Genomic DNA, 23,765 nt, shown 5'->3' on the forward strand with positions numbered 1-23,765 from the left:
ATTACGGCCGAAAAGGCCCGATGCTTCCGGCCCTGGCCCGCACCGTAGGGTCGGGGGCATGAAGATCCACGCGCAAGCCCTGCTGTTCGACAACGACGGAACCCTGGTCTCCTCCCTCGACTCGGTGGACCGCTGCTGGACGCGGTGGGCCGTGGAGTACGGGATCACGGCCGAGGACTTCGCACGCGTCGAACTGCACGGCCGGCCGGCCGTCGAGATAGCCGCCGACCTGCTGCCCGCCGCGATCGTGCCGCAGGCCCTCGCGCGGATCGAGGACCTGGAGGTGGAGGACGTGCCCCACGGCGGTGTGCACCTCCTGCCCGGGACGCGCGCGTTCCTCGACTCCCTGCCCGCCGAGCGCTGGGCCGTCGTCACCTCCGCCACCCGGCGGCTGGCCGAGGCGCGGCTCGACGCCGTCGGCATCCTCCCCAAGACGCTCGTCGCCGCCGACGACATCACCCGCGGCAAGCCCGACCCCGAGCCGTACCTGCTCGCCGCCCGCACCCTCGGCGTCGACCCGGCCCGGTGCGTCGTCTTCGAGGACGCCCCCGCGGGTCTCACGGCCGGCCGGGCCGCCGGTATGACCACCGTGGCGTTGACCACAACCCACCAGGCCCACGAACTCGAGGCCGACCTGATCGTCGAGAACCTGTCGGCCCTGTCCGCACTGGTCACCGAGCAGGGGGTGGAAATCTCCCTCCGCGGCTGACGCCTGCCGGCCCCTGTTCACCGCTGTCCAGCATGCGGACAGCGGCGTGACTGTCAGGACCGTACGCGTGTTTTACTGGCGACCATGACCACGACGAGCGACCGCATCCCCGCGACCGAGGCGACCATGACGCCCGGTGCTCGTTGTATGTGTCGAATGTGCGCCTTCTAGAGGGCCCCCGCACCACCCCCTGAGCTCGCGCCCCGAAGCGAGACAGCGGCAGGTCCGCACGCCCTGAGCGGTGCGAGACGCCAAGCCGCCCCGCGCGCATGTTCTCCCCGGTTCCCCGCCCCAGCGAGAACCGTGTCGCGTCCCTGAACGAACGCATCTGTGCCCGGGCACACCCACGCCCGCGCACTCGACAGTGACGGAAACCCACGTGATCACCACAACGGACCTGACCAAGGTCTACCGTTCGCGCGGCCGCGAGGTCACCGCCCTGGACGGCGTCGACCTGCACGTCCGCGAGGGCGAGGTGTTCGGCGTCATCGGCCAGTCCGGCGCCGGCAAGTCCTCGCTCATCCGCTGCGTCAACCTGCTGGAACGCCCCACCTCCGGCACCGTGACCGTCGCCGGACAGGACCTCACCGCCCTGGCCGGCCGCGGCCCGCGCGCCGGAAAGGAACTGCGCGAGGCACGCAGCCGGATCGGCATGGTCTTCCAGCACTTCAACCTGCTGTCCTCCCGGACCGTCCAGGACAACGTCGAGCTGCCGTTGGAGATCCTCGGCAAGTCCGGCAAGGAACGCTCCCGCAAGGCGCTGGAACTGCTCGACCTGGTCGGCCTCGCCGACAAGGCGGGCGCCTACCCCGCGCAGCTCTCCGGCGGCCAGAAGCAGCGCGTCGGCATCGCCCGCGCCCTGGCCGTCGACCCCAAGGTGCTGCTGTCCGACGAGGCCACCAGCGCCCTCGACCCGGAGACCACCCGCTCCATCCTGGCGCTGCTGCGCGACCTGAACCGGCAGCTCGGCCTGACCGTCCTGCTCATCACACACGAGATGGACGTCGTGAAGTCGGTCTGCGACTCCGCCGCGCTCATGGAGAACGGCCGCGTCGTCGAGTCGGGCACGGTCAGCGAACTGCTCGCGACCCCCGGCTCCGAGCTGGCCTCCGCGCTGTTCCCGCTCGGCGGCGAAGCCTCCGGCGACGACCGCACCGTCGTCGACGTCACCTTCCAGGGCGAGAGCGCGACCCAGCCGGTCATCTCGCAGCTCGCCCGCACCTACAACATCGACATATCGATCCTCGGCGCGGCCATCGACACCGTCGGCGGCCTCCAGGTCGGCCGGATGCGCATCGAACTGCCCGGCCGCTACGAGGACAACGTCGTACCGATCGGGTTCCTGCGCGAACAGGGCCTGCAGATCGACGTCCTGGGCCATGAGGCCGAACTGGTGAAGGAGGGTGTCAAGTGACCTGGTCCGAGATGCAGCCACTGCTGGAACAGGCGTGTTGGGACACGCTCTACATGGTCGGCTGGTCCACACTCATCGCCGTCATCGGCGGACTTCCGCTCGGGATCCTGCTGGTCCTGACCGACCGCGGCGGCCTGCTCCAGAACCTCGCCGCCAACAAGGTCATCGGGCAGATCGTGAACATCGCCCGCTCCCTGCCGTTCATCATCCTGATGGTGGCGCTGATGGGCTTCACCCGCTCCATCACCGGGACGACCATCGGCGTCGAGGCCGCCATCGTGCCGCTCGCCGTCGGAGCCATCCCGTTCTTCGCGCGCCTGGTCGAGACGGCCGTCCGCGAAGTGGACCACGGGCTCGTCGAGGCCGTGCAGGCCATGGGCGGCAACACCTGGACCATCGTCCGCAAGGTGCTCGTCCCCGAGTCCCTGCCGTCGCTGATCTCCAGCACCACCACCACGATCGTCGCCCTCATCGGCTACTCGGCCATGGCGGGCACGGTCGGCGCCGGCGGCCTCGGCGACATCGCCATCCGCTACGGCTACCAGCGCTTCGAGACCCAGCTGATGTGGATCACCGTCGCGATCCTCGCCGTCGTCATCTCGCTCATCCAGTTCGCCGGCGACTACGCGGCCCGCTCCCTGCACCGCCGCGGCGCCCACTCCGGCCCCGCGCCGAAACTGCGGCTGCTCAAGGCCGCTTCCTGAAAGCTCCCCGTCCACCCACGACGGGGCCGCACCACTCGCAAGGCCATAAGGAAAGGCACTTTTCGTGCGTAGCACCGCCAAGATCACCACCGCCGTACTCGCCGCCGGAGCCCTCACCCTCGGGCTCAGCGCCTGCGGCGCGGGCGACTCCGGCTCCGACGGACCCCTGATCGTCGCCGCCAGCCCCACTCCGCACGCCGAGATCCTCAACTACGTCAAGGACAACCTGGCGAAGAAGGAGGGCCTCGACCTGGAGGTCAAGGAGTTCACCGACTACGTCACGCCGAACACGGCGACGCAGGACGGCTCCGTGGGCGCCAACTACTTCCAGAACCAGCCGTACCTCGACGACTTCAACAAGAAGAACGGCACCGACATCGTGCCCGTCGTCACGGTCCACCTGGAGCCGCTCGGCCTCTACTCCCACAAGGTCAAGAAGGCCGACGCCCTGAAGAGCGGTGCGACGGTCGCCATCCCCAACGACACCGTCAACGAGGCCCGCGCCCTCAAGCTCCTCGCCGCGAACAAGCTCATCACGCTCAAGGACGGCGTCGGCAACGAGGCGACCCCCTCCGACATCGCGGAGAACCCCAAGAAGCTCAAGTTCAAGGAGCTGGAGGCGGCTCAGACCCCGCGCTCCCTCGACGACGTGGACGCCGCCGTCGTCAACGGCAACTACGCCCTCTCGTCCGACCTCAAGCCGGCGAAGGACGCCCTCGTCCTGGAGTCCCCGAAGGACAACCCGTACGGCAACTTCCTCGCCGTGAAGAAGGGCGAGGAGAAGGACCCGCGGGTGAAGAAGCTCGCGAAGCTTCTCACCTCGCCCGAGGTGAAGAAGTTCATTCAGGACAAGTACGACGGCGCCGTGCTCGCCTCCTTCTGAGGCCCGCCCGGCACCCGCGCCGCACGGGGTCCTCCCTCACCGGGTGGGGGAGGGCCCCGTGGTGCGGATCAGTGCTTTCATGCTGCATGCTGGGCAGTTGAGCAGGCCCTGAAGGTTCACCGAAGGTTACGGAGCGGCGCATGACGAGCACCTTTCCCAACGTCTCCATCAGCACGGAGCGGTTGGTGCTGCGTCCTCTTGACGAAGACGACATCGCCGCCCTGGCGGCGATGATGAACGACGAACAGGTGGCGGCCTGGACCTCCGTCCCCCAGCCCTTCACGGAGGAGGGCGCCCGCACCTGGATCACCGACTACGCCCCCGCCGAGCGCACCGAGGGCCGCGGCCTCGACTTCGCGGTCACCGAGTTCCTCACCCAGCGCCTGGTCGGCGTCATCCAGCTCGGCAAGACCAACTGGCGCGTACGCTCCACCGAGCTGTCGTACATCATCGCCCCCTGGGCCAGGGGCGAGGGCTACGCCTCCGAGGCCGCCCTCGTCACCGCCCGGTGGCTCTTCTCGGACCAGAAGTTCGAGCGCATCGAACTGCGCACGGCGGCCGACAACACCGCCTCCCAGCAGGTCGCCCAGAAGATCGGCTGTATCAGCGAGGGCGTGCTGCGCAACGCCTGTATAGCCCGCAGCCGTGCCGAGGACGGCACGTGGAGCGACGTACGCACCGACTTCATCGTCTGGAGCCTGCTCCCCGAGGATCTGGAGGGCGTCGGCGGCCGGCTCCCCGACGGCTTCACGTCCTTCGGCGACTGGAACTGACCGGAACGGCCACCGTGCGCGAGCGCACCGCCGTCCCCTCCGCCGGCTCCACCGGGTACTCTCACCAAGCCCGCCCACGGGCCGCCCGCGACACGACACGCAGACGACCCGCGACATCCTCTGGAGACTGACGACGATGGCCGACCGGGTCACGGTGATCGGCTGGGACGGTTCGCCGCTGACCGACGCGGCACGCGCCGCCCTGGGAGCCGCCACGCTCGTGGCGGGTGCCGCCCACCACCTGGCGCTCCCCGAGGTCCCCGCCCGCGCCGAGCGCATCCGCCTCGGCAGTGTCGCCCTCGCCGCCCGCCGCATCGCCGGCCACCGCGGCACGGCCGTCGTGCTCGCCGACGGCGACCCCGGCTACTTCGGCGTCGTGAAGACCCTGCGGGCGCCCGAGTTCGGCCTCGAGGTGGAGGTCGTCCCCGCCGTCTCCTCCGTCGCGGCCGCCTTCGCCCGGGCCGGCATGCCCTGGGACGACGCACAGGTGGTCGTCGCACACCGCCGCACCCTGCGCCGCGCGGTGAATGTATGCCGAGCCCACACCAAGGTGGCCGTCCTCACCTCACCCGGCGCCGGCCCGGCCGAACTCGGCCTGCTCCTCGAAGGAGTCCACCGCTCCTTCGTCATCTGCGAGGAACTCGGCACCGAACGCGAGCGCGTCACGATCGTCAGCTCCGACAAGGCCGCCGACCACACCTGGCGCGACCCCAATGTCGTCATCGTCCTCGGCGGCCCGGCCGGACCCGGCACCTCGGGGGAGACCGGCGGCTGGATCGCCGGGCGCGACCCGTCCGCCGGTCCCCGCGGCTGGTCCCTGCCCTCCGAGGCCTACGGCGCCCGCCTCGACGAGGGCGAGACCCAGCCGCTGCGCGCCTCCCAACTCGCCCGCCTCGGACCGCGCGTGGGCGACCTCGTGTGGGACATCGGCTGCGGCAGCGGCGCCTTCGCCATCGAGGCCGCGCGCGCCGGCGCCGCCGTCATCGCCGTCGACAGCGACCGGGCCGCCTGCGCCCGCACCGACGCCGCCGCCCGCCGCCTCGGCGTCCAGCTCCAGATCGTGCACGGCACCGCCCCGCACATCCTGGAGAACCTCCCCGAACCGGACGTCGTCCGCGTCGGCGGCGGGGGAGCGGCCGTCGTCTCCGCGGTCGTCGACCGCCGCCCGCAGCGCATCGTCACCCACGCCGGCACCCGCGACACCGCCGAACTCATCGGCCGCGACCTGACGGAGCACGGCTACGGCGTCGAGTGCGCCCTGCTGCAGTCCGTCGAACTCGACACCCGGGCCTGGACGGAGAAAGAACGGAGCGTCGCGTTCCTGCTCAGCGGCGTGCTGCCGAGGCGCAGCGCCTGATCCCGCCGCCGTCCCCGTGATCGGGTTGTCGTACTGCGCGCGGTAGGCTGGCCGATCGTTGCACCGCACCCGGACGCCCGGCACTTCGTCGGCCAATGTCCGGAAAACCCGCCCGTTTTGGGGTGTGTGTGGTACGGCAGAACCGAGGGACGCGCAACGTGGCGCAGTCCACAGCGGAACCGTCGCGGATCAAGCTGCCGCGAGGGTGGTACGGCCGCGACAATGCCAGTGAATGGCTTTGTCGCCTTTTTGGGGCGGGCCGCTCGTGCCGCTGGGGACGCACGCTCGTTCTTCACTGCGGGGCGGTCGGTGCGCCGTTCCGGGCGAGCTGGTCGTAGGAGCACTAACCGATTGGGCGAGGGGTACGCATGACCGACACCGGCCAGGTCCCGGGCGAGGGACTGCCGGAGAACGCAGGCATGGTGGAGCAGCCGGGCGTCCCCGCGCACGGTTCGTACACCTACCTCTCCGAGCCCGAGACCACCGCGGAGGACGACGACCTGCTGCTGTTGCCGGGCGCCCAGGGCGCCTGGGGCAACGAGGTCGCCCCGCCCATGCCGGAGCCGGTCGCCGAGACCGTGCACGAGCCGGGTCCGCACGAGATCTCCGGCCGCGACAGCGGCTCGGTCGACCTCGGCGGCGTCCGGCTGCCCGACCCTCCGCCGATCCCGCCCGTCACTCCGCGACGCCCGCTGCACCTCGGCCCGCCGCTGCCGGACAGCTCCGCCAGCCCGGTCCGCTCCCTCGCCGACCGCGGCCCGGCCGACGCGCCGCTGCGACAGCCCGTGGCGGCCGCGGGCCCCGAGTACCTCGACGCCCCGCGCGCGCCGGAGATGCCGTCGCCCCCGGCCGCGCCCTGGGACGCGCAGGTCACCCACCAGGCCCAGGTGGCCGTCGGGGTGGCCCCTGCGGAAACGGTTGTTCCGGAAACGCAGCCGGTGGCCGAGGTCGAGGAGCCTGTGCAGGTGGCTGAGGCCGTTTCCGCGCCTGAGCCGGTTCCGGCGGAGGTGCCGGTGCCTGCGGCTGCTTCTCCCGAGGCTCCCGAGCCGGTTGCCGTAGGCGACTCCGCCGGCTCTGACTCCGCCGACGCCGGCGATCAGGTTCCGGCGGCTGTCGAGGAGCAGGACGTGGTCCCCGCTCCCGTCGCCGAGTCCCTCCCGGTCGCCGAGGCCGCACCGGCCCCTGAAGCGGTCCCGTTCCCGGAGGCCGCGACCGCGCCCGAGGCTCCCGCCGAGATGCCCGAGGCAACTCCCGCCGTGGCGCCGGAGGCAGTCGCTCCCGAGCCGGTCGCTCCGGAGGCCGTAGCGGAGGCGCCGGCAGAGGTCGTCGGCCCCGAGGCCATCGCACCGGTTCCGGACGCGAGCGCCCCCGAAGCCGTAGTGCCGGAGCCGGACCCGAGCGCCCCCGAGGCCGTAGCGCCGGAGCCGGACGCCCCCGGCGTCGAGGCCCCCGCGCCGGTCGCCGAGCCGCTCGCCCCGCAGGCCGCCCCCGCTCCTGCCCCCGAGGCGACGGCTCCACAGCCCGCCCCTGAGGCGCCGGCTCCGGTGGCCCCTGCCCCGGCGGCCGCCGACGCACCGGAGGCGCCAGTCGCACCGGAGGCACCAGCCGCACCGGTTCAGCCCGCCCCGATGCCTGCCCAGGTCACCGAGACACCCGTGCCCGACGCGCCCGCCGAGGCACCCGCACCGCCCCAGGCCCCCGAGGTAACGGAGCCCGCCCCCGTGGCAGAGGAAGTCGCTCCCGAGCCCGCCCCCGTGGCACAGGAAATCGCACCCGAGCCCACCGCCGCGGCCGAGGAGGTCGCTCCCGACCTGGCCCCCGCGGCCGAGGAAGCCACTCCCGACCCCGCTCCCGAGCCGGTGACCCCCGCTCCCGAGACCATGGACGTCCCCCCGGCCCCCGCCGAGGACGTCACCGTCGTACTCCCCGAGCCGATCGCGGAAGAGAAGGCGGACGAGCAGACGGACGAGCAGAGCATGCAGCCGGTCCAGGGCCCCCAGCAGTCCCAGCCGCCCGCCGCCCCCCGGCCGGTACAGCCCGAGGAGCCGGAGTCCCCGGCCCCCGCGGCCACCGTCCCCGCACCCCGCGACGGCGACGCCGAACTCGTGCAGAACGCGGACGACCTGGACACCCGGGCCGCCGAGCAGGAAGACTTGGCTGACCAGGTACGCCACGACGAAGAGAGCACGGCCGCAGTGGCAGAGGCACCACAGCCCACCGGCCCCGCCGCCCCCGGCTTCGACCCCGCCGAGCGCGAGGCCGTACTGAAGGTCATGCGCGAACGCCGCGACATCCGCAACGGCTTCCGCAGCGACCCGATCCCGCACGAGGTGCTGCTCCGCGTCCTGGAGGCCGCCCACCACGCGCCCTCCGTGGGCCACTCGCAGCCCTGGGACTTCGTCGTCATCCGCTCCGCCGACACCCGGCGCGCGATGCACGAACTGGCCATGCGCCAGCGTGAGGCGTACGCGAAGTCCCTCCCCAAGGGCCGGGCGAAGCAGTTCAAGGAACTGAAGATCGAGGCCATCCTCGACACCCCGGTGAACATCGTGGTCACCGCCGACCCGACCCGCGGCGGCCGCCACACCCTCGGCCGTCACACCCAGCCCCAGATGGCGCCGTACTCGGCGGCCCTGGCCGTGGAGAACCTCTGGCTCGCCGCCCGCGCCGAAGGCCTCGGCGTCGGCTGGGTCAGCTTCTTCGACGAGCGCGAGATGGTCCGCGCCCTCGGCCTGCCCGAGCACCTCGAAGTCATCGCCTACCTGTGCGTCGGTTACGTCGACGAGTTCCCTGACGAGCCCGAGCTGCTGCAGGCGGGCTGGTCCAAGCGCCGCCCGCTGTCCTGGGTCGTGCACGAGGAGACGTACGGCCGCCGCGCACTGCCCGGAGAGGAACCGCACGACCTGCTCGCCGAGACCGTGGCGCAGATCCGCCCGCTGGACGCCAAGGCGCTCGGCGAGGCGTGGGAGCGCCAGAAGCGTATGACCAAGCCGGCCGGTGCGCTGGGGATGCTGGAGATCATCTCCGCGCAGCTGTCCGGGCTGTCCCGCCAGTGCCCGCCGCCCATCCCGGAGCCCGCGGCCGTCGCGATCTTCGCTGGCGACCACGGTGTGCACGCGCAGGGGGTGACCCCCTGGCCGCAGGAGGTCACGGCCCAGATGGTGGCCAACTTCCTCGGCGGCGGCGCCGTCTGCAACGCCTTCGCCACCCAGGTGGGCGCCGAGGTCTGCATCGTCGACGTGGGCGTCGCCGCCGACCTCCCGGCCACCCCGGGTCTGCTGCCCCGCAAGGTCCGGGCCGGTACGTCCGACCTGACCACCGGCCCCGCGATGACCCGCGAGGAGGCCAAGCAGGCCATCGAGGTCGGCATCGAGACCGCCCGCGACCTGGTCGCCGCCGGCAACAAGGCCCTGCTCACCGGTGAGATGGGCATCGCCAACACGACCGCGTCCGCCGCCCTGATCTCCGTCTTCACGGGTGCGGACCCGGCCGAGGTCACCGGCCGGGGCACCGGCATCAACGACGAGACCCTCGCCCGCAAGACGGAGGTCGTCCGCCGCGCGCTGGAACTCCACCAGCCGGACCCGGCCGACCCGATCGGCGTGCTCGCCGCGATCGGCGGCTTCGAGCACGCCGCCATCGTCGGCCTCCTCCTCGGCGGCGCCTCCCTGCGGACGCCGGTGATCCTGGACGGCGTCAGCGCCGGCGCCGCCGCCCTGGTGGCCCGCGCCATCGCCCCCGAGGTCCTGGCCGCCTGCATCGCCGGTCACCGCAGCGCCGAGCCGGGCCATGTCGCGGCCCTCAACAAGCTGGGCCTGCGCCCCCTGGTCGACCTCGACCTCCGCCTCGGCGAGGGCACGGGCGCCCTCCTGGCCCTGCCGCTGGTGCAGAGCACGGCCCGGGCGATGCACGAGGTGGCGACGTTCGACTCGGCGGGCGTCACCGAGAAGTAGGTGCCGAGGGACGGCTCCGGTGCCCAGCCACTGGACCACCGGAGCCGTCCCGACTCCTGCCCATTAAAATTCGCACGTCAGGGCTACCGCACCGCCGTCAACAGGAGCCGCACCCCCATGGCCGAACACCCCGCCTACCCCGTAGGCCTCCGCCTCACCGGCCGCCGCGTGGTCGTTCTCGGCGGCGGCCAGGTCGCCCAGCGCCGCCTCCCGGCACTGATCGCGGCAGGTGCGGACATCCTCCTCGTGTCCCCCAGCGCCACCCCCTCCGTCGAAGCCATGGCGGACGCCGGCGAGATCACCTGGCAGCGGCGCCGCTACGAGGACGGCGACCTGGAGAACGCCTGGTACGCGCTGATCGCCACCGGTGACACGGAAGCGAACACCCGGGCCTCCGCCGAAGCCGAGAGCCGCCGTGTCTGGTGCGTCCGCTCCGACGACGCCGACGAGGCGACGGCCTGGACCCCGGCCACCGGCCACAGCGAGGGAGTCACGGTCGCCGTCCTCACCACGGACGCCAAGGGCCGCGACCCCCGCCACACCGCCGCCATCCGCGACGCGGTCGTGGAGGGCCTGCGCGACGGTACGCTCGTCGCCCCGCACCACCGCACCCGCACCCCCGGAGTCGCCCTGGTCGGCGGCGGACCCGGCGACCCGGACCTGATCACGGTCCGCGGCCGCCGACTGCTCGCCGAGGCGGACGTCGTCATCGCGGACCGCCTCGGCCCGCGCGACCTCCTCGCCGAACTCCCGCCCCACGTCGAGGTGATCGACGCGGCGAAGATCCCCTACGGTCGCTTCATGGCCCAGGAGGCCATCAACAGCGCGCTGATCGAGCACGCGAAGCAGGGCAAGTCGGTCGTCCGCCTGAAGGGCGGCGACCCCTACGTCTTCGGCCGCGGCATGGAGGAGCTCCAGGCCCTCGCCGAGGTCGGCATCCCGTGCACGGTCGTCCCCGGCATCTCCAGCTCGATCTCGGTCCCGAGCGCGGCCGGCATCCCGGTCACCCACCGCGGCGTCGCCCATGAGTTCACCGTGGTCAGCGGCCATGTCGCACCCGACGACGAGCGCTCCCTGGTCGACTGGCCGTCCCTGGCCAGGCTCACCGGCACGCTGGTGATCCTCATGGGCGTCGACAAGATCGGAAAGATCGCCGAGACGCTCGTCGCACACGGCAAGCCGGCCGACACCCCCGTCGCCCTCGTCCAGGAGGGCACCACGGCCGCCCAGCGCCGGGTCGACGCGACCCTAGCGACCGTCGCGGAGAGGGTACGGGCCGAGGATGTGAAGCCCCCGGCGGTCATCGTCATCGGCGAGGTCGTGAAGGTCGGCGCCGAGAACCCCGCGCCCCGTGAGTAACCCCGGGTAACGCAACCCGTACCGAGCCGTTGGCACCGCACCCAGGACAAGGCAGTATCACCCTGTGGCCGATCTCATCACCGTCGAGGACCCCGACGACCCGCGCCTTACCGACTACACCGGCCTGACCGACGTGGAGCTGCGCCGCAAGCGCGAACCCGCCGAGGGCCTGTTCATCGCGGAGGGCGAGAAGGTCATCAGAAGGGCCAAGGAAGCGGGCTACGAGATGCGGTCCATGCTGCTCTCGGCCAAGTGGGTCGACGTCATGCGCGACGTCATCGACGAGCTCCCGGCCCCGGTCTACGCGGTCAGCCCGGAGCTGGCCGAGCAGGTCACCGGCTACCACGTGCACCGTGGCGCGCTCGCCTCCATGCAGCGCAAGCCCCTGCCCACGGCGGCCGACCTCCTGAGGACCGCCCGCCGCGTCGTGATCATGGAGTCGGTCAACGACCACACCAACATCGGCGCGATCTTCCGCTCGGCCGCCGCCCTCGGCATGGACGCGGTCCTGCTCTCCCCGGACTGCGCCGACCCCCTCTACCGCCGCAGCGTGAAGGTCTCCATGGGCGCGGTCTTCTCCGTCCCGTACGCCCGACTGGACACCTGGCCCAAGGGCCTGGAGTCGGTCCGCGAGGCCGGCTTCACCCTGCTCGCCCTCACCCCCGACGAGAAGGCCCGGCCTCTCGACGAGGCCGCCCCGCACACCATGGACCGCGTGGCCCTGATGCTCGGCGCCGAGGGCGACGGCCTGTCCACCCAGGCCCTGGTCGCCGCCGACGAATGGGTCCGCATCCCCATGTCCCACGGCGTCGACTCCCTCAACGTGGGCGCGGCTGCGGCCGTGGCCTTCTACGCCGTGGCCACCGGCCGACCGCACGCCTAGAAGCGGCCGGTCAGGTCCGAGTCGCACCGTCCGGCCGCGCGGGCACATCGCCCAGCGGCTGCGACCGGTGGACCTGCTGCTCCCGTACGCCGCCTCCGTCGCCGCCGAGTCCCCGCGCCGGGCCCTGACAGCCCTGCACCAGGGCGATGCCGATCGCCACCAGCAGCGTGACCACGACGAACACGAACAGCCGCTGCCGCAGCAACCGCGGATTGGCGGGCCGCAGCCCGGTCCCCGTCCTGGACGGACGCCCGGTACCGCTGTGCGGAGCGGGGCGGCTGCCGCTGCCCGACCGCGTGCCGTTGCGCCCGGTGGGGGTCGGCCGCGCCCCGGACCGCCCCGACGCGCCGCGTCCGCGCGCCGGAGTCCTGCCGCGGTTCGCGCCACCCGCCGACCGGTTCCCGCTCCCGTTGCCGGCAGGCCGGCCCCCGCCCCGGCCACCGGCTCCGCTCTGCGAAGCCGTGCCGTCGGCGGACGGAACCCCGTCCCGGGACGTGGAGGACCCTCGCGGCGGGGGAGTGCCCCGGCCCCGCTGCGCGCCGGCCGGGCCCGATCCCTGCTGTCCCTGCGGACGCCGGCCCCGCTCGGGGTAGGTGTCGACGGGCCGCTCGGTCTCGGCGCCGCGCGGCGCGGGCGGCCGTACCCCGGCGAGGTCCTGCGCCTCCCGGGCCGCGATCTCCTTGAGCCGCAGCGACAGTTGGAGCGTGCTCGGCCGCTCCTCGGGGTCCTTCGCCAGACACGCCCGGACGAGCGGAGCCAGCGCGTCGGGCACGCCGTGGAGCTGCGCCTCCTCGTGCACGACGCGGTACAGCATCACCTCGGAACTGCCGTGCCCGAACGGTGAGTCGCCCATCGAGGAGTACGCGAGCGTGGCACCCAGCGAGAACACGTCCGTGGCCGGGGTGACGGCCGCCCCGCGCACCTGCTCCGGCGCGAGGAAGCCCGGCGAGCCGACCGCGGTGCCGACGTGGGTGAGCGTCGACGCACCGGTGGCCCAGGCGATGCCGAAGTCGATGATCCGCGGCCCCTTCGGGGACAGCAGGATGTTGGACGGCTTCAGATCCCGGTGCACGACCCCGGCCTCGTGCACGGCGACCAGGCCCTCGGACAGAGCCGCCCCGACGGCAGCGACATCGGCGGCGCCGAGCGGTCCCTCGGCGGCGATCTTGTCGTGCAGGGAGGGGCCGGGCACGTACTGCGTGGCGAACCAGGGCCGGTCCGCCTCCAGGTCCGCGGCCACGAGCCGGGCCGTGCAGCCGCCGCGGATCCGCCGCGCCGCCGAGACCTCACGCGCGAAGCGCGAGCGGAACTCCTGATCCTCCGCCAGGTCGGGGCGGATGACCTTGAGCGCGACCCGTTGCCCCTTCTTGTCGGAGCCCAGGTAGACCACGCCCATCCCGCCCGCGCCGAGCCGTCTGTGAAGCCTGAACGAGCCGACGACGCGCGGGTCCTCGCGCCTCAGGCGCATCATCGCCATGTTCATCCCCGCTGCCCGGTCCTGTGACGAGCCACAGCTTACGTTTCCACGGCCGCCCACGCGCAGAGGCCGCGCCCTCTCGGGCCGATGGATTGTCAGTGGTGGGTGGGAGACTTGAAGCGTGGTCAGGGGGCGTGCGGACAGGCCGTGTTCGCGCGAGGGTCGACCCCAACCGCCTGCCACGGAAGGGGGATTGGACCCGTGAAGGGTGACCGTGTGGAGATAGTCGTGGACGCCGGTGACACGACGCGCACGTATGAGGTCGTGGCGAGCAGGGCGGGCCGCAGGGTGGAGACGGCGGTACGCCGAGGTGTCGTAGAAGTGAGCGAAGTCACCCGTAGTGGGGCAGTCGTGCGGACGGCCCGCTTCATGGCGAACCGGGTGCTGGCGCTGGTGGAACAGCCTGTTCCGAGGGAGCAAAGCTCGGACAAAGCGGGGTGAGTCGGGCATCCCTTCGGGGAAGACCCTGAGGCCTGGCTCTCCGTCTCCACCCAGGGGAGTACATCGCAGGTAGCGGCTCATCCTCCGGGAGGCCCGGCAATCGGTACGAGGGCATGACGCCCGGGGAGGCCCGGACGCCTAGATTTGAGGTCAAGCGGCGGGTGTAGCACTCGTCCCCCGAGGTCAGACGCCCGCCGCTGCCAACGACAACTGAACGGTCAGGAGAGGGACCATGGCCCACACGGCACCGCGGACGCTGGTCCGCACACGTGAGCGCAATACGGGCCGCCGCCACCCCCTGGTGGCGACATTGATGGCCCTTCCCCTGGCGGTCCTGCTCCTCCTCGTCTTCGACGGGTGGGAGACAGTGGCCACACAGGCGTCGTCCGTGGGAGAGATGCTGGGGCGCTGAGCGGCGACCCCAGGCCCGGAAGAGCGGTCCGGGCGGGGACATCAACCCATGAAACCCCGTGGGGACGGGGGTACGGCGGACGGCAAAAAATGCCGGCGCAGCTGGGGAGCTGCGCCGGCATTGCTTTGCGCGCGGCCCCAGCTGCCTCAGCCGCCCCAGCTGCGGGCAATCGTGCCGCTAAGGGCGGCACGGGTGGGCGCAGCGGCACCCCGCTACGCCGGGCTGCGGACCCACCCGGCCTCAGGGCCAACGCGGTGCACCTGGGCCCGACCGTTTCCTACGGCCCGGGCCTGTGCCCCACGTACCCTCACCCCGTGACCCCCGCCCCCCTCCTGGCCGACCTCACCGCCAAGGCCCGAGCAACCGCCCACGCCCGCTCATCGACCTGCCCCTGCGGCGCGGCCACCCTCGCCGACCGCCCCGACGCGACGGTCGTCCGCCACGCCGGCATCGTCGCGAAGGCCCACCCTCCGGATTCCGACCTGACCGAACTGACGAGCCGCCTCACGGTGGCCACCCGCAACCCCGAGATCCTCCTGGCGCCGCTCACTCCCACCCCGTCCGACCTGCACGGCAGACTCGTGACGTGCTGGCCGTACGGCACCCCCGTGGACCCGGACGACCCGGACGCCGCGCCCTGGGAAGCGGCCGCCACCCTCCTCGCCCGGCTGCACCGCACCCCCGCCCCCGACGCCCTCCCCGTCATGCGAGGCCCCGCCAAGGCGGCCCGGGCCATCGACAAGCTCCGCAACGCCGCCCCGCATCCCGCCGCCGCCTCCGTTCTCCGTGCCTGGGACACCCTCCCGGCCTGGGCCCGCGGAGAGGCCCCGATGCCGCACACCCGCACCCTCTGCCACGGCGACCTCCATCTCGGCCAGCTCCTACGTCACCCCGCCCCCGAAGGCCCCTGGCTGCTGATAGACGTCGACGACCTCGGTGTCGGCGTCCCGGCCTGGGACCTCGCCCGCCCCGCCGCCTGGTACGCCTGCGGCCTCCTCCTGCCCGAGGAGTGGACCCGGTTCCTCGCCGCCTACCGGGAGGCCGGCGGTCCGGCCGTACCCGCCGACGGCGACCCGTGGCCCGCCCTCGACGTCCCCGCCCGCGCCCTCACCGTGCAGACCGCCGCCCGGGCCGTCGCCAAGGCGGCCACCGTCGGCCGCGACCTGGACGAGGTCGAGCAATGGGTCGTGGACGCCTGTGAGCGAATGGCCGCCCTCCCGCCGCAGTTGGCGCAGGAGCACGCGAAGTAGGGTGCAACCGACCACAGCGGGACAGAGTCTGTCCTGGTGAGAGACGAAGCAGGACCGACCGGCGAGGAGTTGAACCACCATGCAGTGTCCGAAGTGCCGTGCGCCCATGCACACGTACAACCGCAACGGTGTCCAGATAGAGCAGTGCAGCGGCTGCCGAGGGATCTTTCTCGACTACGGCGAGCTGGAGTCGCTGACCCGTCTGGAGTCCCAGTGGTCCCAGGGCGCGCCGCCGCCCCCGCCCGCCCCGCAGGCCTACCCCGCCCCTCCGGCTCCCGCCTGGGGCGCCCCGCACGGCGGCCACGGTCATCACGGCGGCCACGGCCACCACGGTCACCACCGCAACAAGGGCTTCGGGCACATGCTGTTCTCGTCGTGACGTGACACGACAGGAGCCCCCGGCCGCGAACGGCCGGGGGCTCCTGTGTGGTGTGGACGATACTGGGATTGAACCAGTGACCTCTTCCGTGTCAGGGAAGCGCTCTCCCGCTGAGCTAATCGTCCTCGGGGCCATGGCCACTCCGTGGAGCGGATCATGGGCACTGCGTGCGCGATACTGGGATTGAACCAGTGACCTCTTCCGTGTCAGGGAAGCGCTCTCCCGCTGAGCTAATCGCGCGGGTTCGGATCTTGAAGCAGATCCAGTGGACGATACTGGGATTGAACCAGTGACCTCTTCCGTGTCAGGGAAGCGCTCTCCCGCTGAGCTAATCGTCCTTGGAGGTGGAGACGGGATTTGAACCCGTGTAGACGGCTTTGCAGGCCGTTGCCTCGCCTCTCGGCCACTCCACCAGGAGTGTAGGGGGCCGGGAGCCCCCTGTTCCTGCGAGCGGACGACCAGGTTCGAACTGGCGACCTCAACCTTGGCAAGGTTGCGCTCTACCAACTGAGCTACGTCCGCTTGTCGTTTCCGGCCCGCTCTCGCGGCCCGGCGACGTGTTGAACTCTAGCGGATTCCGGGGCCAGCACAAAAACGCGTTTGTGCAGCGTGCTGCGCTTCCCCTGCTCAGGGATGTCGCGGAGCCCCGGAAGGGACATCCTCCGGTCACCCCCAGGACACCGCCATAGACTCGACTGCGTGTCCGACCTCCCTCCTCTGGCCCGCTTCGGCGACCGCGTCGCCACCGGGCTCCTCGACGTCACCGACGATCCCGAGGCCCTGGAATCCAGCGGCTTCTGGGCCGTCTGCGCCGACTTCGAGGGCCGTCTGACCTGCGCCCGCTTCAGGGACGTGCGGAAGCAGCCCGTGCCCGCCCCCGTGTCCGGCGCGTGGCGTGCGCCGACGGCGGACGACTGGACGTCCTCGCTCGACCACGCCGCGTACACGGCGGCCGTACGGCGGATCCGCGAGTACATCGCGGCCGGCGAGGTCTACCAGGCGAATCTGTGCCGGGTGCTGTCCGCGCCCATCGCCCCCGGCGCGGACGTGGACGCCCTCACCGCGCTGCTGGCCCGCGGCAACCCGGCGCCGTACGCAGGAACGATTCGCTTGCCCGGGCACGGTGTGGAGATCGCCACCGCGTCGCCCGAACTGTTCCTGCGGCGCGACGGACGGGTCGTCGAGTCCGGGCCCATCAAGGGCACCGGCCGCACCGAGGCGGACCTGCTGGAGAAGGACTACGCCGAGAACGTGATGATCGTGGACCTGGTCCGCAACGACATCGGGCGGGTCTGCGCCACGGGCAGTGTGACGGTGCCCGATCTGTGTGCCGTCGAGAAGCACCCGGGGCTGGTCCATCTCGTGTCGACCGTCCGCGGTGAACTGGCGACCGGGGCCGGCTGGGCCGAACTGCTCGGCGCCGCCTTTCCGCCCGGTTCGGTCACCGGCGCGCCCAAGTCGAGCGCCCTGCGGATCATCGACGCGCTGGAGACGGCGCCCAGGGGGCCGTACTGCGGCGGGATCGGCTGGGTCGACGCCGACCGGCGGGTGGGGGAGCTGGCCGTCGGGATCCGTACGTTCTGGATCGACCGGGGCGACGGTGTGCTGCGTTTCGGCACCGGCGCGGGGATCACTTGGGGATCGGACCCCGAGGGGGAGTGGCGGGAGACCGAGCTGAAGGCGTCACGGCTGCTCGCGATAGCGTCGGGAGGGCATGAGGTGAGTGGAGAGGACCTGACGTGAAGATCTGGCTCGACGGCGGGCTGCAGGACAGCGAGTCCGCCCGCGTCTCCGTCTTCGATCACGGGCTGACCGTGGGCGACGGCATCTTCGAGACGGTGAAGACCGTGGACGGCAGGCCGTTCGCGCTCACCCGGCACCTCGACCGGCTGACCCGGTCGGCGCGCGGCCTCGGGCTGCCCGACCCGGACCACGACGAGGTGCGCCGCGCCTGCGCGGCCGTCATCGAGGCCAACCCCGCGCCGCTCGGCCGCCTCCGGATCACCTACACCGGCGGCCACGGCCCGCTCGGCTCCGACCGCGGCGAGCACGGCCCGACGCTCGTCGTCGCCCTCGGCGCGACCAGCCGCCGCCCCGACTCCACCGCCGTGATCACGGTCCCCTGGACCCGCAACGAGCGCGGCGCGCTCACCGGCCTGAAGACCACCTCGTACGCCGAGAACGTCGTGGCCCTCGCCCGCGCCCGCGAACAGGGCGCGTCGGAGGCCCTGTTCGGCAACACGGCGGGACAGCTCTGCGAGGGCACCGGCTCCAACGTCTTCGTCGTCCTCGACGGCGAGATCCACACCCCGCCGCTCGCCTCGGGCTGTCTCGCGGGCATCACGCGCGCGTTGGCGATCGCGTGGACCGGCGCCCGGGAGACCGATCTGCCGCTGGACGTGCTGGAGCGGGCCGACGAGGTCTTCCTGACGTCCACGCTGCGGGACGTGCAGGCCGTGCACCGCGTCCACGACCGTGAGCTGCCGGGCGCGCCGGGTCCGGTGACCGCCAAGGCCATGCGGATCTTCGACGAGCGCTCCGGGCACGACCTCGATCCCTGACAGCCCCCGATTATTCGGCTGAACCGGGGCCCGGTTGCGGGTAGAACACCCCTGATGACCACGACCCTGCGGCCGACCGAGCCGCTTCAGCAGAACGCCGACGGGACGCGCTCACGCCGCTTCCAGGTGTGTGTGAACAGCCGTCCCGTAGGGGCGATACATCTCGGCACGCATCCCGTCTTCGGCAACGCGGTGGCCCGCATCATGAAGGTGCGCATCGAGGAACCGGACCGCAGACGCGGCCGGGGCACGGTGGCCGCGCTCGCCGCCGAGGAGGTGGCGCGCGGCTGGGGGTGCCGGCGCATCGAGGCGATGGTGCCCGCCGCCGCCGAGCCGGCGCTCCGGCTCGCCACCGCGCTCGGCTACGTCGTGCGCAACCGCCTGATGGAGAAGCCGCTCGGCGACACCCCGCCGGAACTGCCCGCGGGCAGCCGGGGCCGGCCCATGACCGAGGCGGAGTTCGGCCCCTGGCTGGAGAAGAGCAAGGAGGACTACGCGCGGAGCTGGACCGAACGGGGCGTGCCCGAGGCCGAAGCTCGGGCCAAGTCGGAGCGGGACCACGCCACCCTGCTGCCCGACGGCCTCGCCACCGACGGCATGCTCGTCAGCGTCGTGGAACACCAAGGGGCGGCGGTGGGCACGCTGTGGCTCGGGGTGCGCCAGGACAGCGCCTTCGTCTACGACGTCGAGACGCACGCCGCCCACCGGGGGAACGGCCACGGCCGCACCCTCATGCTGCTGGCCGAGGCCCAGACGATCGCCGAGGGCAGACGGACCGTCGGCCTCAACGTCTTCGCGGGCAACACCCCGGCCGAACGGCTCTACGCCTCCCTCGGCTACGAGAATCAGCAGTACGCCATGTACAAGCCGCTGTAGCGGGGGCCCGGCAGGGGCCGGGTCAGCCCTGCTCCTGTCCGGCCAGCAGCCGGTCCGCGATCTCCTCGATCCGCTCGCGCAGCCCCTCCTGGCTCTTGCCGCCGTCGAGCCGCTCGCCGTCGATGACGTAGGTCGGGGTGCCGCTCACGCCGATCGCCTTGCCCTCGGCCTGGTCGGCGTCCACGATCAGGATGTGCCGGCCGTCGATCAGCGCGGTGTCGAACTCCTCGGCGTCCAGGCCCAGTTCGCGGGCCACCTCGACCAGGAAGGGTTCTCCCTTACGGGACAGCTCCTCCACCCGTCCCAGCAGCGCCTCGGCGTACGGCCATCCCTGACCCTGCTCCCACGCCTCCTCGGCTGCCTGGGCGGCGGCGAAGGCGTGCTTGTTCTTCTCCAGGGGGAAGTGCCGCAGCCGCAGCTCGAGGCGGTCGCCGTAGCGGGCGCGCAGCGATCGGAGGTCGTCCAGCGCGGTGCGGCAGTCCGGGCACTGGAGGTCGCACCAGATCTCGAGGACGGGGGCGGTGGACGGGGCAGGGGAGGAGTCGCTCATGCCGACAGTCTTCCAGCACGTCCACCCGCCCCTGCACCTGCGGAGGAGGCGACCCGGAGATCTCCCTGATGTAGGGGCGAGGCATGGCCCGTCAGGGTGCGGCGGGTGCAGGATGGAAGGGACGAAGTGCCCCTGCCCGACCGCGCCACGCCTGGAGGACCGGATGATTGCCGAGACCGTCTGCTCCGCCGTGTCCGCGGCAGGCCTGGGCATTGCGGCCATCACGGCGTACCGCAAGCGTTTCCTCGCGGCGGCCCGTATCGCGGCGTACTCGCTGGTGCCGATCGGCCTGGTGATGACAGGCGTCGTCGAGTGGCTGGCCGACACCGCGTTCAGCCCGACCGCCTGGGCGGGCTTCGGGGTGCTGGGCCTCGCGTGGGTGCTGTTCGCCACCACCCGCGTGGTGGAGCGCCGTCGCGGCGGCACCCGCAAGGAGCGCAAGGCGGCCCGGGCGTCGGCGCAGCCCGAGGCGGTGGCACCGGCGGCCTCGGCGCCCTCCCTGGGACAGGGCGGGCAGGGCTCCCGCCCCGCCTCCTCCCGGCCCGCGGCGGCGTCCCGGGGAGAGGACGACTTCAGCGACATCGAGGCCATCCTCAAGAAGCACGGCATATGACGGCCGGCCGCGTGCCGGACTGAATCGTCACAGTGGGTCTGAGGACGCGCGGAAGTGATCACAACCTGAACCGGACCTCACGCTATCGGCGCACCCCCGGACGGAACGAGGGCGCGGATCGCGCCTGGTGGCGCGGCTGCGCCATCATCGCCGCGAGATGCTGGACACGACGAGACAGAGCGACCCCGCGCCGCCCCAGGACGAGCCCCGTGGTTGTCTCTTCGCCCTTTCCCAGCCACCGCTGATGATCTTCCTTGCGGTGATCGGGTGTCTGCTGCTCATGGCGTCGTTGCACGATCTGCTGATGCACTGAGCCGTAACCGCGGTACCCGGCGCCACCCGCCGGGGCCGCGTCGGCATCGACATCAGCCCGCGGCCTCCCGGCGGCGCGCCCGGTACGCGGCCACGTGCAGGCGGTTGCCGCAGGTGCGGCTGTCGCAATACCGGCGGGAGCGGTTGCGGGAGAGATCGACGAAGGCACGGCGGCAGTCGGGCGCCTCGCACCGCCGCAGCCGCTCCTGCTCCCCGGCGACCACGAAGAACGCCAGCGCCATCCCGCAGTCGGCCGCCAGGTGGTCGGCGACGGAGGCACCCGGTGCGAAGTAGTGCACATGCCAGTCGTAGCCGTCGTGGTCCGTGAGCCGGGGGGTGGTGCCTGCGGCCGCGACCAGCTCGTTGATCACCCCGGCGGCGGCGCGTGCGTCGGGGGCGGCGAAGACGGCGGCGAACCGCCCGCGGATCTTGCGCACCGCGGAGAGGTCGAACTCCGAGAGCGCCCCGACGTCGCTGATCTCGTGGTTGCCCACGAAGTCCGTGAGTGTCGCCACGTCCGACAGCCCGTCCGCTGCCGTGTCGTCCTCCGGTGCGGTGTTCACCAGATCGACCACGGTGTCGAGGGCGCACCGGGTGTCGTGGGTGATCAGCACGATTCGCTCCCTGGCCTGGGGGTCGGGCAGGTGCCCGCCGATGCTGGCCGATGGTAATGGCTTCGCCTCCACGGGACGGCCCTCATGCCCGCACATGGCTTCGAATAGAACGCCGTCGGGCCTGTCATGGTTCCCGGCTACCGACAGTGACGACGAGCGTTGCCGTCACCTCCCGGGTCTCCCCGTCGACGCGCACGAACCGGCGCCGACTCCGCGTGATCCGCGGTGTCGGCGCCGGTGTATCCCGTATGCGGTTGTCCGAGCCCGAGCCGTCTCCCCGAGTCGACGGCGCCGGGCGGCCTTGTGAGGGCCTCGCCCTAGCTTTCCGCCAGGATGTGCGAGAGCTCCTGATCGAGGTCGAAGTGCCGGTGCTCCGTGCCGGGCGGCACGGCGGCGTCGGTCCGCTTCAGGAAGGACTCCAGGGCCCGTGCCGGGGCCTCGAGAAGGGCCTCGCCCTCCGGTGAGCTCAGGGCGATGCACACGACGCCCTGGCCGTGACTGCGCGACGGCCAGACGCGGACGTCGCCGGTGCCGGTAGGGCGGTGAAGTCCCTCGGCGAGGAGGTCGCGGGCGAACACCCACTCGACGGTCTCCTCGGCTCCGGTGTGGAAGGTGGCGTGCACGGCGTAGGGGTCGGCCGTGTCGTACCGCAGGCCTGCGGGGACAGGCAGGGAGGACTCGCTCGACACAACGAGGCGCAGGTGCAGCTCGCAGCTGACCGTGGTGTTCATAAGCGCCAGGGCCTTTCGCTCAGTGTGCGCTCGGGGATTCGCACGTCGGCGAAATCGACATGCCACCTACGGTGCCGTTGTAAACCCCTCTGAGTGTTTTGCGTGCCTTTACGTAACTCTTCCGGCCCTAAGATCGTTCGCGTCGTGCGTCCATTCCGGTGACTGGTTTCGCTCGGGTAGTGTTTGGCCGTATGAATACGGGGAGTAACGAGCCGGGCGAGGTGGCCGTGGCATCGGACGAGACGGGCTCGGACGAGGTGCGCAGCGAGCAAGAGCGGGGGCTTGGCTCGCGGGCGCCGGAATTCATCAAAGCGCGCCGGCTGCTGCATGTGAGCTGGCAGGTCGGTGTCTTCATCATCGGGCTCGCTGTCGTCGTGGCCGGCATCATCATGCTGCCCCTTCCCGGGCCGGGATGGGTCGTGATTTTCGGCGGCATGGCGATCTGGGCGACCGAGTTCGTCTGGGCGCAGCTGGTGCTCCGCTGGACCAAGCGGAAGGTCACCGAGGCGGCGCAGCGGGCCCTGGACCCCAAGGTGCGGCGGCGGAACATCATCCTGACGAGCATCGGGCTGGTGATCGTGGCCGTACTGGTCGGTATCTATGTGTGGAAGTTCGGCATAGTGATGCCGTGGAAGATCAAGGACCAGTGAGTCGCGTGGGGGTGTCGGTGGCGGGCTTGTGCTGGTCACAGGCACCCCCTGACATGGGGTAATGTTCTTCCTGCGTCCGGGCGATTAGCTCAGTGGGAGAGCGCTTCGTTCACACCGAAGAGGTCACTGGTTCGAACCCAGTATCGCCCACCCGGATTGACGGCCCACCTGCGATTGCGCAGGTGGGCCGTCGTCGTTCGGGTGCGCGTAGCGCCATCTCGCCGGGTGGTGGGTCGGGGCCGCGCCGGGGGGTGTCCGTCCTCGGAACGGCGCGATGGGGTCGGACGCCGACTGACTGTCCGTTGACGCGCCAACCGCTGCGGGCGGACACCCCCCGACACGTCCCCTTCCGTGATCCGGCGCCTGCGGGCACGCCGTGGCTCCCGCCATCCGCCCTGGCAGGGGGTTTCGTCCCCTCCGCCCAGTCGGCGGCTTCGCCTCTCCGCCCCCAGCCGCGGGCTTTAGCCCTCTGCCTCAGCTGCGGGCTTCGGCCCTCCGGACGGTCCGCGGGCTCCGGCCGGCCGCTTCAGCCGGGACCTCCAGCCCTCCGCCCCAGCCGCGGGCTTCGGTATCCGCGTCAGCCAAGGGCCTTGACGCTCCACCGCAGCCGGTGCCTTGGTGCTCCGCGCCAGCCGGGGGCTTCAGCCCTCCGCCCCGGCAGCGGGCGCCGCCCCCGCCCAAGCCGCCGCAGGCCACCGCTGCGGGCATGCGTGCCGCTAGGGGCGGCACGGGTGGGCGCAGGCGGTGCCCCGTTCCGCCGGGCTGCGGACCCGCCCGGCCTCAGTGGTCACGTCGAGTGCCTGGCGGCTCGCAGGGGCAGGGGTCCCCGCCCTACGGTGGCCATCGCATGGCTGAATCCAGCCC

23 protein-coding genes and 6 tRNA genes are annotated in these 23,765 nt (G+C 72.1%); 20 read left to right on the forward strand and 9 right to left on the reverse strand.

Annotated elements, in window-relative coordinates; translation table 11 throughout:
* The first annotated feature begins 58 nt into the window (after nt 1-58).
* The 9 genes from NNW99_RS31615 to NNW99_RS31655 all read left to right on the forward strand — a co-directional run bounded on the left by NNW99_RS31615 (nt 59) and on the right by NNW99_RS31655 (nt 12,035).
* Nucleotides 59-709 carry an HAD family hydrolase gene (locus NNW99_RS31615; protein ID WP_215122568.1) on the forward strand — a complete coding sequence of 217 codons (651 nt, stop codon included), beginning with the start codon at nt 59-61 and terminating at the stop codon, nt 707-709.
* A gap of 379 nt (nt 710-1,088) precedes the next feature.
* Nucleotides 1,089-2,123, forward strand: a complete 1,035-nt coding sequence (locus NNW99_RS31620) for a methionine ABC transporter ATP-binding protein (RefSeq protein WP_215122569.1) — start codon at nt 1,089-1,091, stop codon at nt 2,121-2,123.
* A complete protein-coding gene (locus NNW99_RS31625; RefSeq protein ID WP_215122570.1) occupies nt 2,120-2,827 on the forward strand; it encodes a methionine ABC transporter permease in 708 nt (235 codons plus the stop codon). Before NNW99_RS31620 ends, NNW99_RS31625 begins: the two co-directional genes overlap by 4 nt.
* Nucleotides 2,828-2,891: 64 nt before the next feature.
* Nucleotides 2,892-3,710 (forward strand): MetQ/NlpA family ABC transporter substrate-binding protein, encoded by an 819-nt coding sequence (locus NNW99_RS31630; protein WP_215122571.1) that lies wholly within the window; start codon nt 2,892-2,894, stop codon nt 3,708-3,710.
* Nucleotides 3,711-3,850: 140 nt separating this feature from the next.
* The gene (locus NNW99_RS31635) at nt 3,851-4,483 is read left to right on the forward strand and encodes a GNAT family N-acetyltransferase (RefSeq protein WP_215122572.1); all 633 of its coding nucleotides are present in this window, start codon (nt 3,851-3,853) and stop codon (nt 4,481-4,483) included.
* 136 nt (nt 4,484-4,619) lie between these two features.
* Entirely contained in the window at nt 4,620-5,840 is a 1,221-nt protein-coding gene (cbiE, locus tag NNW99_RS31640) for a precorrin-6y C5,15-methyltransferase (decarboxylating) subunit CbiE (protein ID WP_215122573.1), read from the forward strand.
* A gap of 368 nt (nt 5,841-6,208) precedes the next feature.
* The gene (cobT, locus tag NNW99_RS31645) at nt 6,209-9,793 is read left to right on the forward strand and encodes a nicotinate-nucleotide--dimethylbenzimidazole phosphoribosyltransferase (protein ID WP_215122574.1); all 3,585 of its coding nucleotides are present in this window, start codon (nt 6,209-6,211) and stop codon (nt 9,791-9,793) included.
* A 117-nt stretch (nt 9,794-9,910) separates the two neighbouring features.
* Complete coding sequence (cobA, locus tag NNW99_RS31650; RefSeq protein WP_215122575.1) at nt 9,911-11,152, forward strand: uroporphyrinogen-III C-methyltransferase; 1,242 nt, start codon at nt 9,911-9,913, stop codon at nt 11,150-11,152.
* Between the two features lie 64 nt (nt 11,153-11,216).
* Nucleotides 11,217-12,035 (forward strand): RNA methyltransferase, encoded by an 819-nt coding sequence (locus tag NNW99_RS31655; RefSeq protein WP_215122576.1) that lies wholly within the window; start codon nt 11,217-11,219, stop codon nt 12,033-12,035.
* Between the two features lie 10 nt (nt 12,036-12,045).
* Here the strand turns inward: NNW99_RS31655 and NNW99_RS31660 are convergent, their stop codons facing one another.
* Nucleotides 12,046-13,518: a protein kinase gene (locus NNW99_RS31660; protein ID WP_215122577.1), complete on the reverse strand. Its 1,473-nt coding sequence runs from the start codon at nt 13,516-13,518 to the stop codon at nt 12,046-12,048.
* Nucleotides 13,519-13,713: 195 nt separating this feature from the next.
* Between NNW99_RS31660 and NNW99_RS31665 the strand changes: the two genes are divergently transcribed.
* From NNW99_RS31665 to NNW99_RS31680, 4 genes are all read left to right on the forward strand, one after another.
* Nucleotides 13,714-13,953 (forward strand): hypothetical protein, encoded by a 240-nt coding sequence (locus NNW99_RS31665; RefSeq protein WP_251057985.1) that lies wholly within the window; start codon nt 13,714-13,716, stop codon nt 13,951-13,953.
* A 232-nt stretch (nt 13,954-14,185) separates the two neighbouring features.
* On the forward strand, nt 14,186-14,365 hold the full coding sequence (locus tag NNW99_RS31670) for a hypothetical protein (protein WP_215122578.1): 180 nt from the start codon (nt 14,186-14,188) through the stop codon (nt 14,363-14,365).
* Nucleotides 14,366-14,679: 314 nt separating this feature from the next.
* Complete coding sequence (locus NNW99_RS31675) at nt 14,680-15,615, forward strand: phosphotransferase family protein (protein WP_215122579.1); 936 nt, start codon at nt 14,680-14,682, stop codon at nt 15,613-15,615.
* Nucleotides 15,616-15,694: 79 nt separating this feature from the next.
* The gene (locus tag NNW99_RS31680) at nt 15,695-15,994 is read left to right on the forward strand and encodes a zf-TFIIB domain-containing protein (protein WP_193480248.1); all 300 of its coding nucleotides are present in this window, start codon (nt 15,695-15,697) and stop codon (nt 15,992-15,994) included.
* 53 nt (nt 15,995-16,047) lie between these two features.
* Here the strand turns inward: NNW99_RS31680 and NNW99_RS31685 are convergent.
* From NNW99_RS31685 to NNW99_RS31705, 5 genes are all read right to left on the reverse strand, one after another.
* A tRNA-Val gene (locus NNW99_RS31685) sits at nt 16,048-16,119 on the reverse strand.
* A 43-nt stretch (nt 16,120-16,162) separates the two neighbouring features.
* A tRNA-Val gene (locus NNW99_RS31690) sits at nt 16,163-16,234 on the reverse strand.
* A 26-nt stretch (nt 16,235-16,260) separates the two neighbouring features.
* Nucleotides 16,261-16,332 (reverse strand) — tRNA-Val (locus tag NNW99_RS31695).
* A gap of 1 nt (nt 16,333) precedes the next feature.
* Nucleotides 16,334-16,407: transfer RNA gene (locus NNW99_RS31700), tRNA-Cys, on the reverse strand.
* A gap of 36 nt (nt 16,408-16,443) precedes the next feature.
* Nucleotides 16,444-16,516 (reverse strand) — tRNA-Gly (locus tag NNW99_RS31705).
* A gap of 177 nt (nt 16,517-16,693) precedes the next feature.
* On the opposite strand from NNW99_RS31705, the gene NNW99_RS31710 reads away from it, so the two are divergent.
* The 3 genes from NNW99_RS31710 to NNW99_RS31720 are packed head-to-tail and all read left to right on the forward strand — an operon-like array spanning nt 16,694 to nt 19,431.
* Complete coding sequence (locus tag NNW99_RS31710; RefSeq protein ID WP_215122580.1) at nt 16,694-17,737, forward strand: chorismate-binding protein; 1,044 nt, start codon at nt 16,694-16,696, stop codon at nt 17,735-17,737.
* Nucleotides 17,734-18,555, forward strand: a complete 822-nt coding sequence (locus NNW99_RS31715) for an aminotransferase class IV (RefSeq protein ID WP_215122581.1) — start codon at nt 17,734-17,736, stop codon at nt 18,553-18,555. The genes NNW99_RS31710 and NNW99_RS31715 overlap by 4 nt, the downstream gene beginning before the upstream one ends.
* 54 nt (nt 18,556-18,609) lie before the next feature.
* Entirely contained in the window at nt 18,610-19,431 is an 822-nt protein-coding gene (locus NNW99_RS31720; RefSeq protein WP_215122582.1) for an N-acetyltransferase, read from the forward strand.
* Nucleotides 19,432-19,453: 22 nt separating this feature from the next.
* On the opposite strand, the gene NNW99_RS31725 is transcribed toward NNW99_RS31720, so the two are convergent.
* Nucleotides 19,454-19,981: a DsbA family protein gene (locus NNW99_RS31725; RefSeq protein ID WP_215122583.1), complete on the reverse strand. Its 528-nt coding sequence runs from the start codon at nt 19,979-19,981 to the stop codon at nt 19,454-19,456.
* 163 nt (nt 19,982-20,144) lie between these two features.
* On the opposite strand from NNW99_RS31725, the gene NNW99_RS31730 reads away from it, so the two are divergent.
* Together NNW99_RS31730 and NNW99_RS31735 are read left to right on the forward strand one after the other, a co-directional pair.
* Entirely contained in the window at nt 20,145-20,594 is a 450-nt protein-coding gene (locus NNW99_RS31730) for a hypothetical protein (protein ID WP_215122584.1), read from the forward strand.
* A 127-nt stretch (nt 20,595-20,721) separates the two neighbouring features.
* Nucleotides 20,722-20,907 carry a hypothetical protein gene (locus NNW99_RS31735; protein WP_215124631.1) on the forward strand — a complete coding sequence of 62 codons (186 nt, stop codon included), beginning with the start codon at nt 20,722-20,724 and terminating at the stop codon, nt 20,905-20,907.
* Nucleotides 20,908-20,959: 52 nt separating this feature from the next.
* On the opposite strand, the gene NNW99_RS31740 is transcribed toward NNW99_RS31735, so the two are convergent.
* Both NNW99_RS31740 and NNW99_RS31745 read right to left on the reverse strand, forming a co-directional pair.
* The gene (locus NNW99_RS31740; RefSeq protein WP_215122585.1) at nt 20,960-21,520 is read right to left on the reverse strand and encodes a CGNR zinc finger domain-containing protein; all 561 of its coding nucleotides are present in this window, start codon (nt 21,518-21,520) and stop codon (nt 20,960-20,962) included.
* Between the two features lie 317 nt (nt 21,521-21,837).
* Nucleotides 21,838-22,251: an SsgA family sporulation/cell division regulator gene (locus tag NNW99_RS31745; protein ID WP_004002642.1), complete on the reverse strand. Its 414-nt coding sequence runs from the start codon at nt 22,249-22,251 to the stop codon at nt 21,838-21,840.
* Nucleotides 22,252-22,442: 191 nt separating this feature from the next.
* Between NNW99_RS31745 and NNW99_RS31750 the strand changes: the two genes are divergently transcribed.
* Both NNW99_RS31750 and NNW99_RS31755 read left to right on the forward strand, forming a co-directional pair.
* On the forward strand, nt 22,443-22,901 hold the full coding sequence (locus tag NNW99_RS31750; RefSeq protein WP_215122586.1) for a TIGR02611 family protein: 459 nt from the start codon (nt 22,443-22,445) through the stop codon (nt 22,899-22,901).
* A 78-nt stretch (nt 22,902-22,979) separates the two neighbouring features.
* Nucleotides 22,980-23,051: transfer RNA gene (locus NNW99_RS31755), tRNA-Val, on the forward strand.
* Nucleotides 23,052-23,765: the final 714 nt, after the last annotated feature.

The organism is Streptomyces sp. CRCS-T-1, assembly GCF_024442335.1.
In the GTDB taxonomy this organism is placed as follows: domain Bacteria; phylum Actinomycetota; class Actinomycetes; order Streptomycetales; family Streptomycetaceae; genus Streptomyces; species Streptomyces koelreuteriae.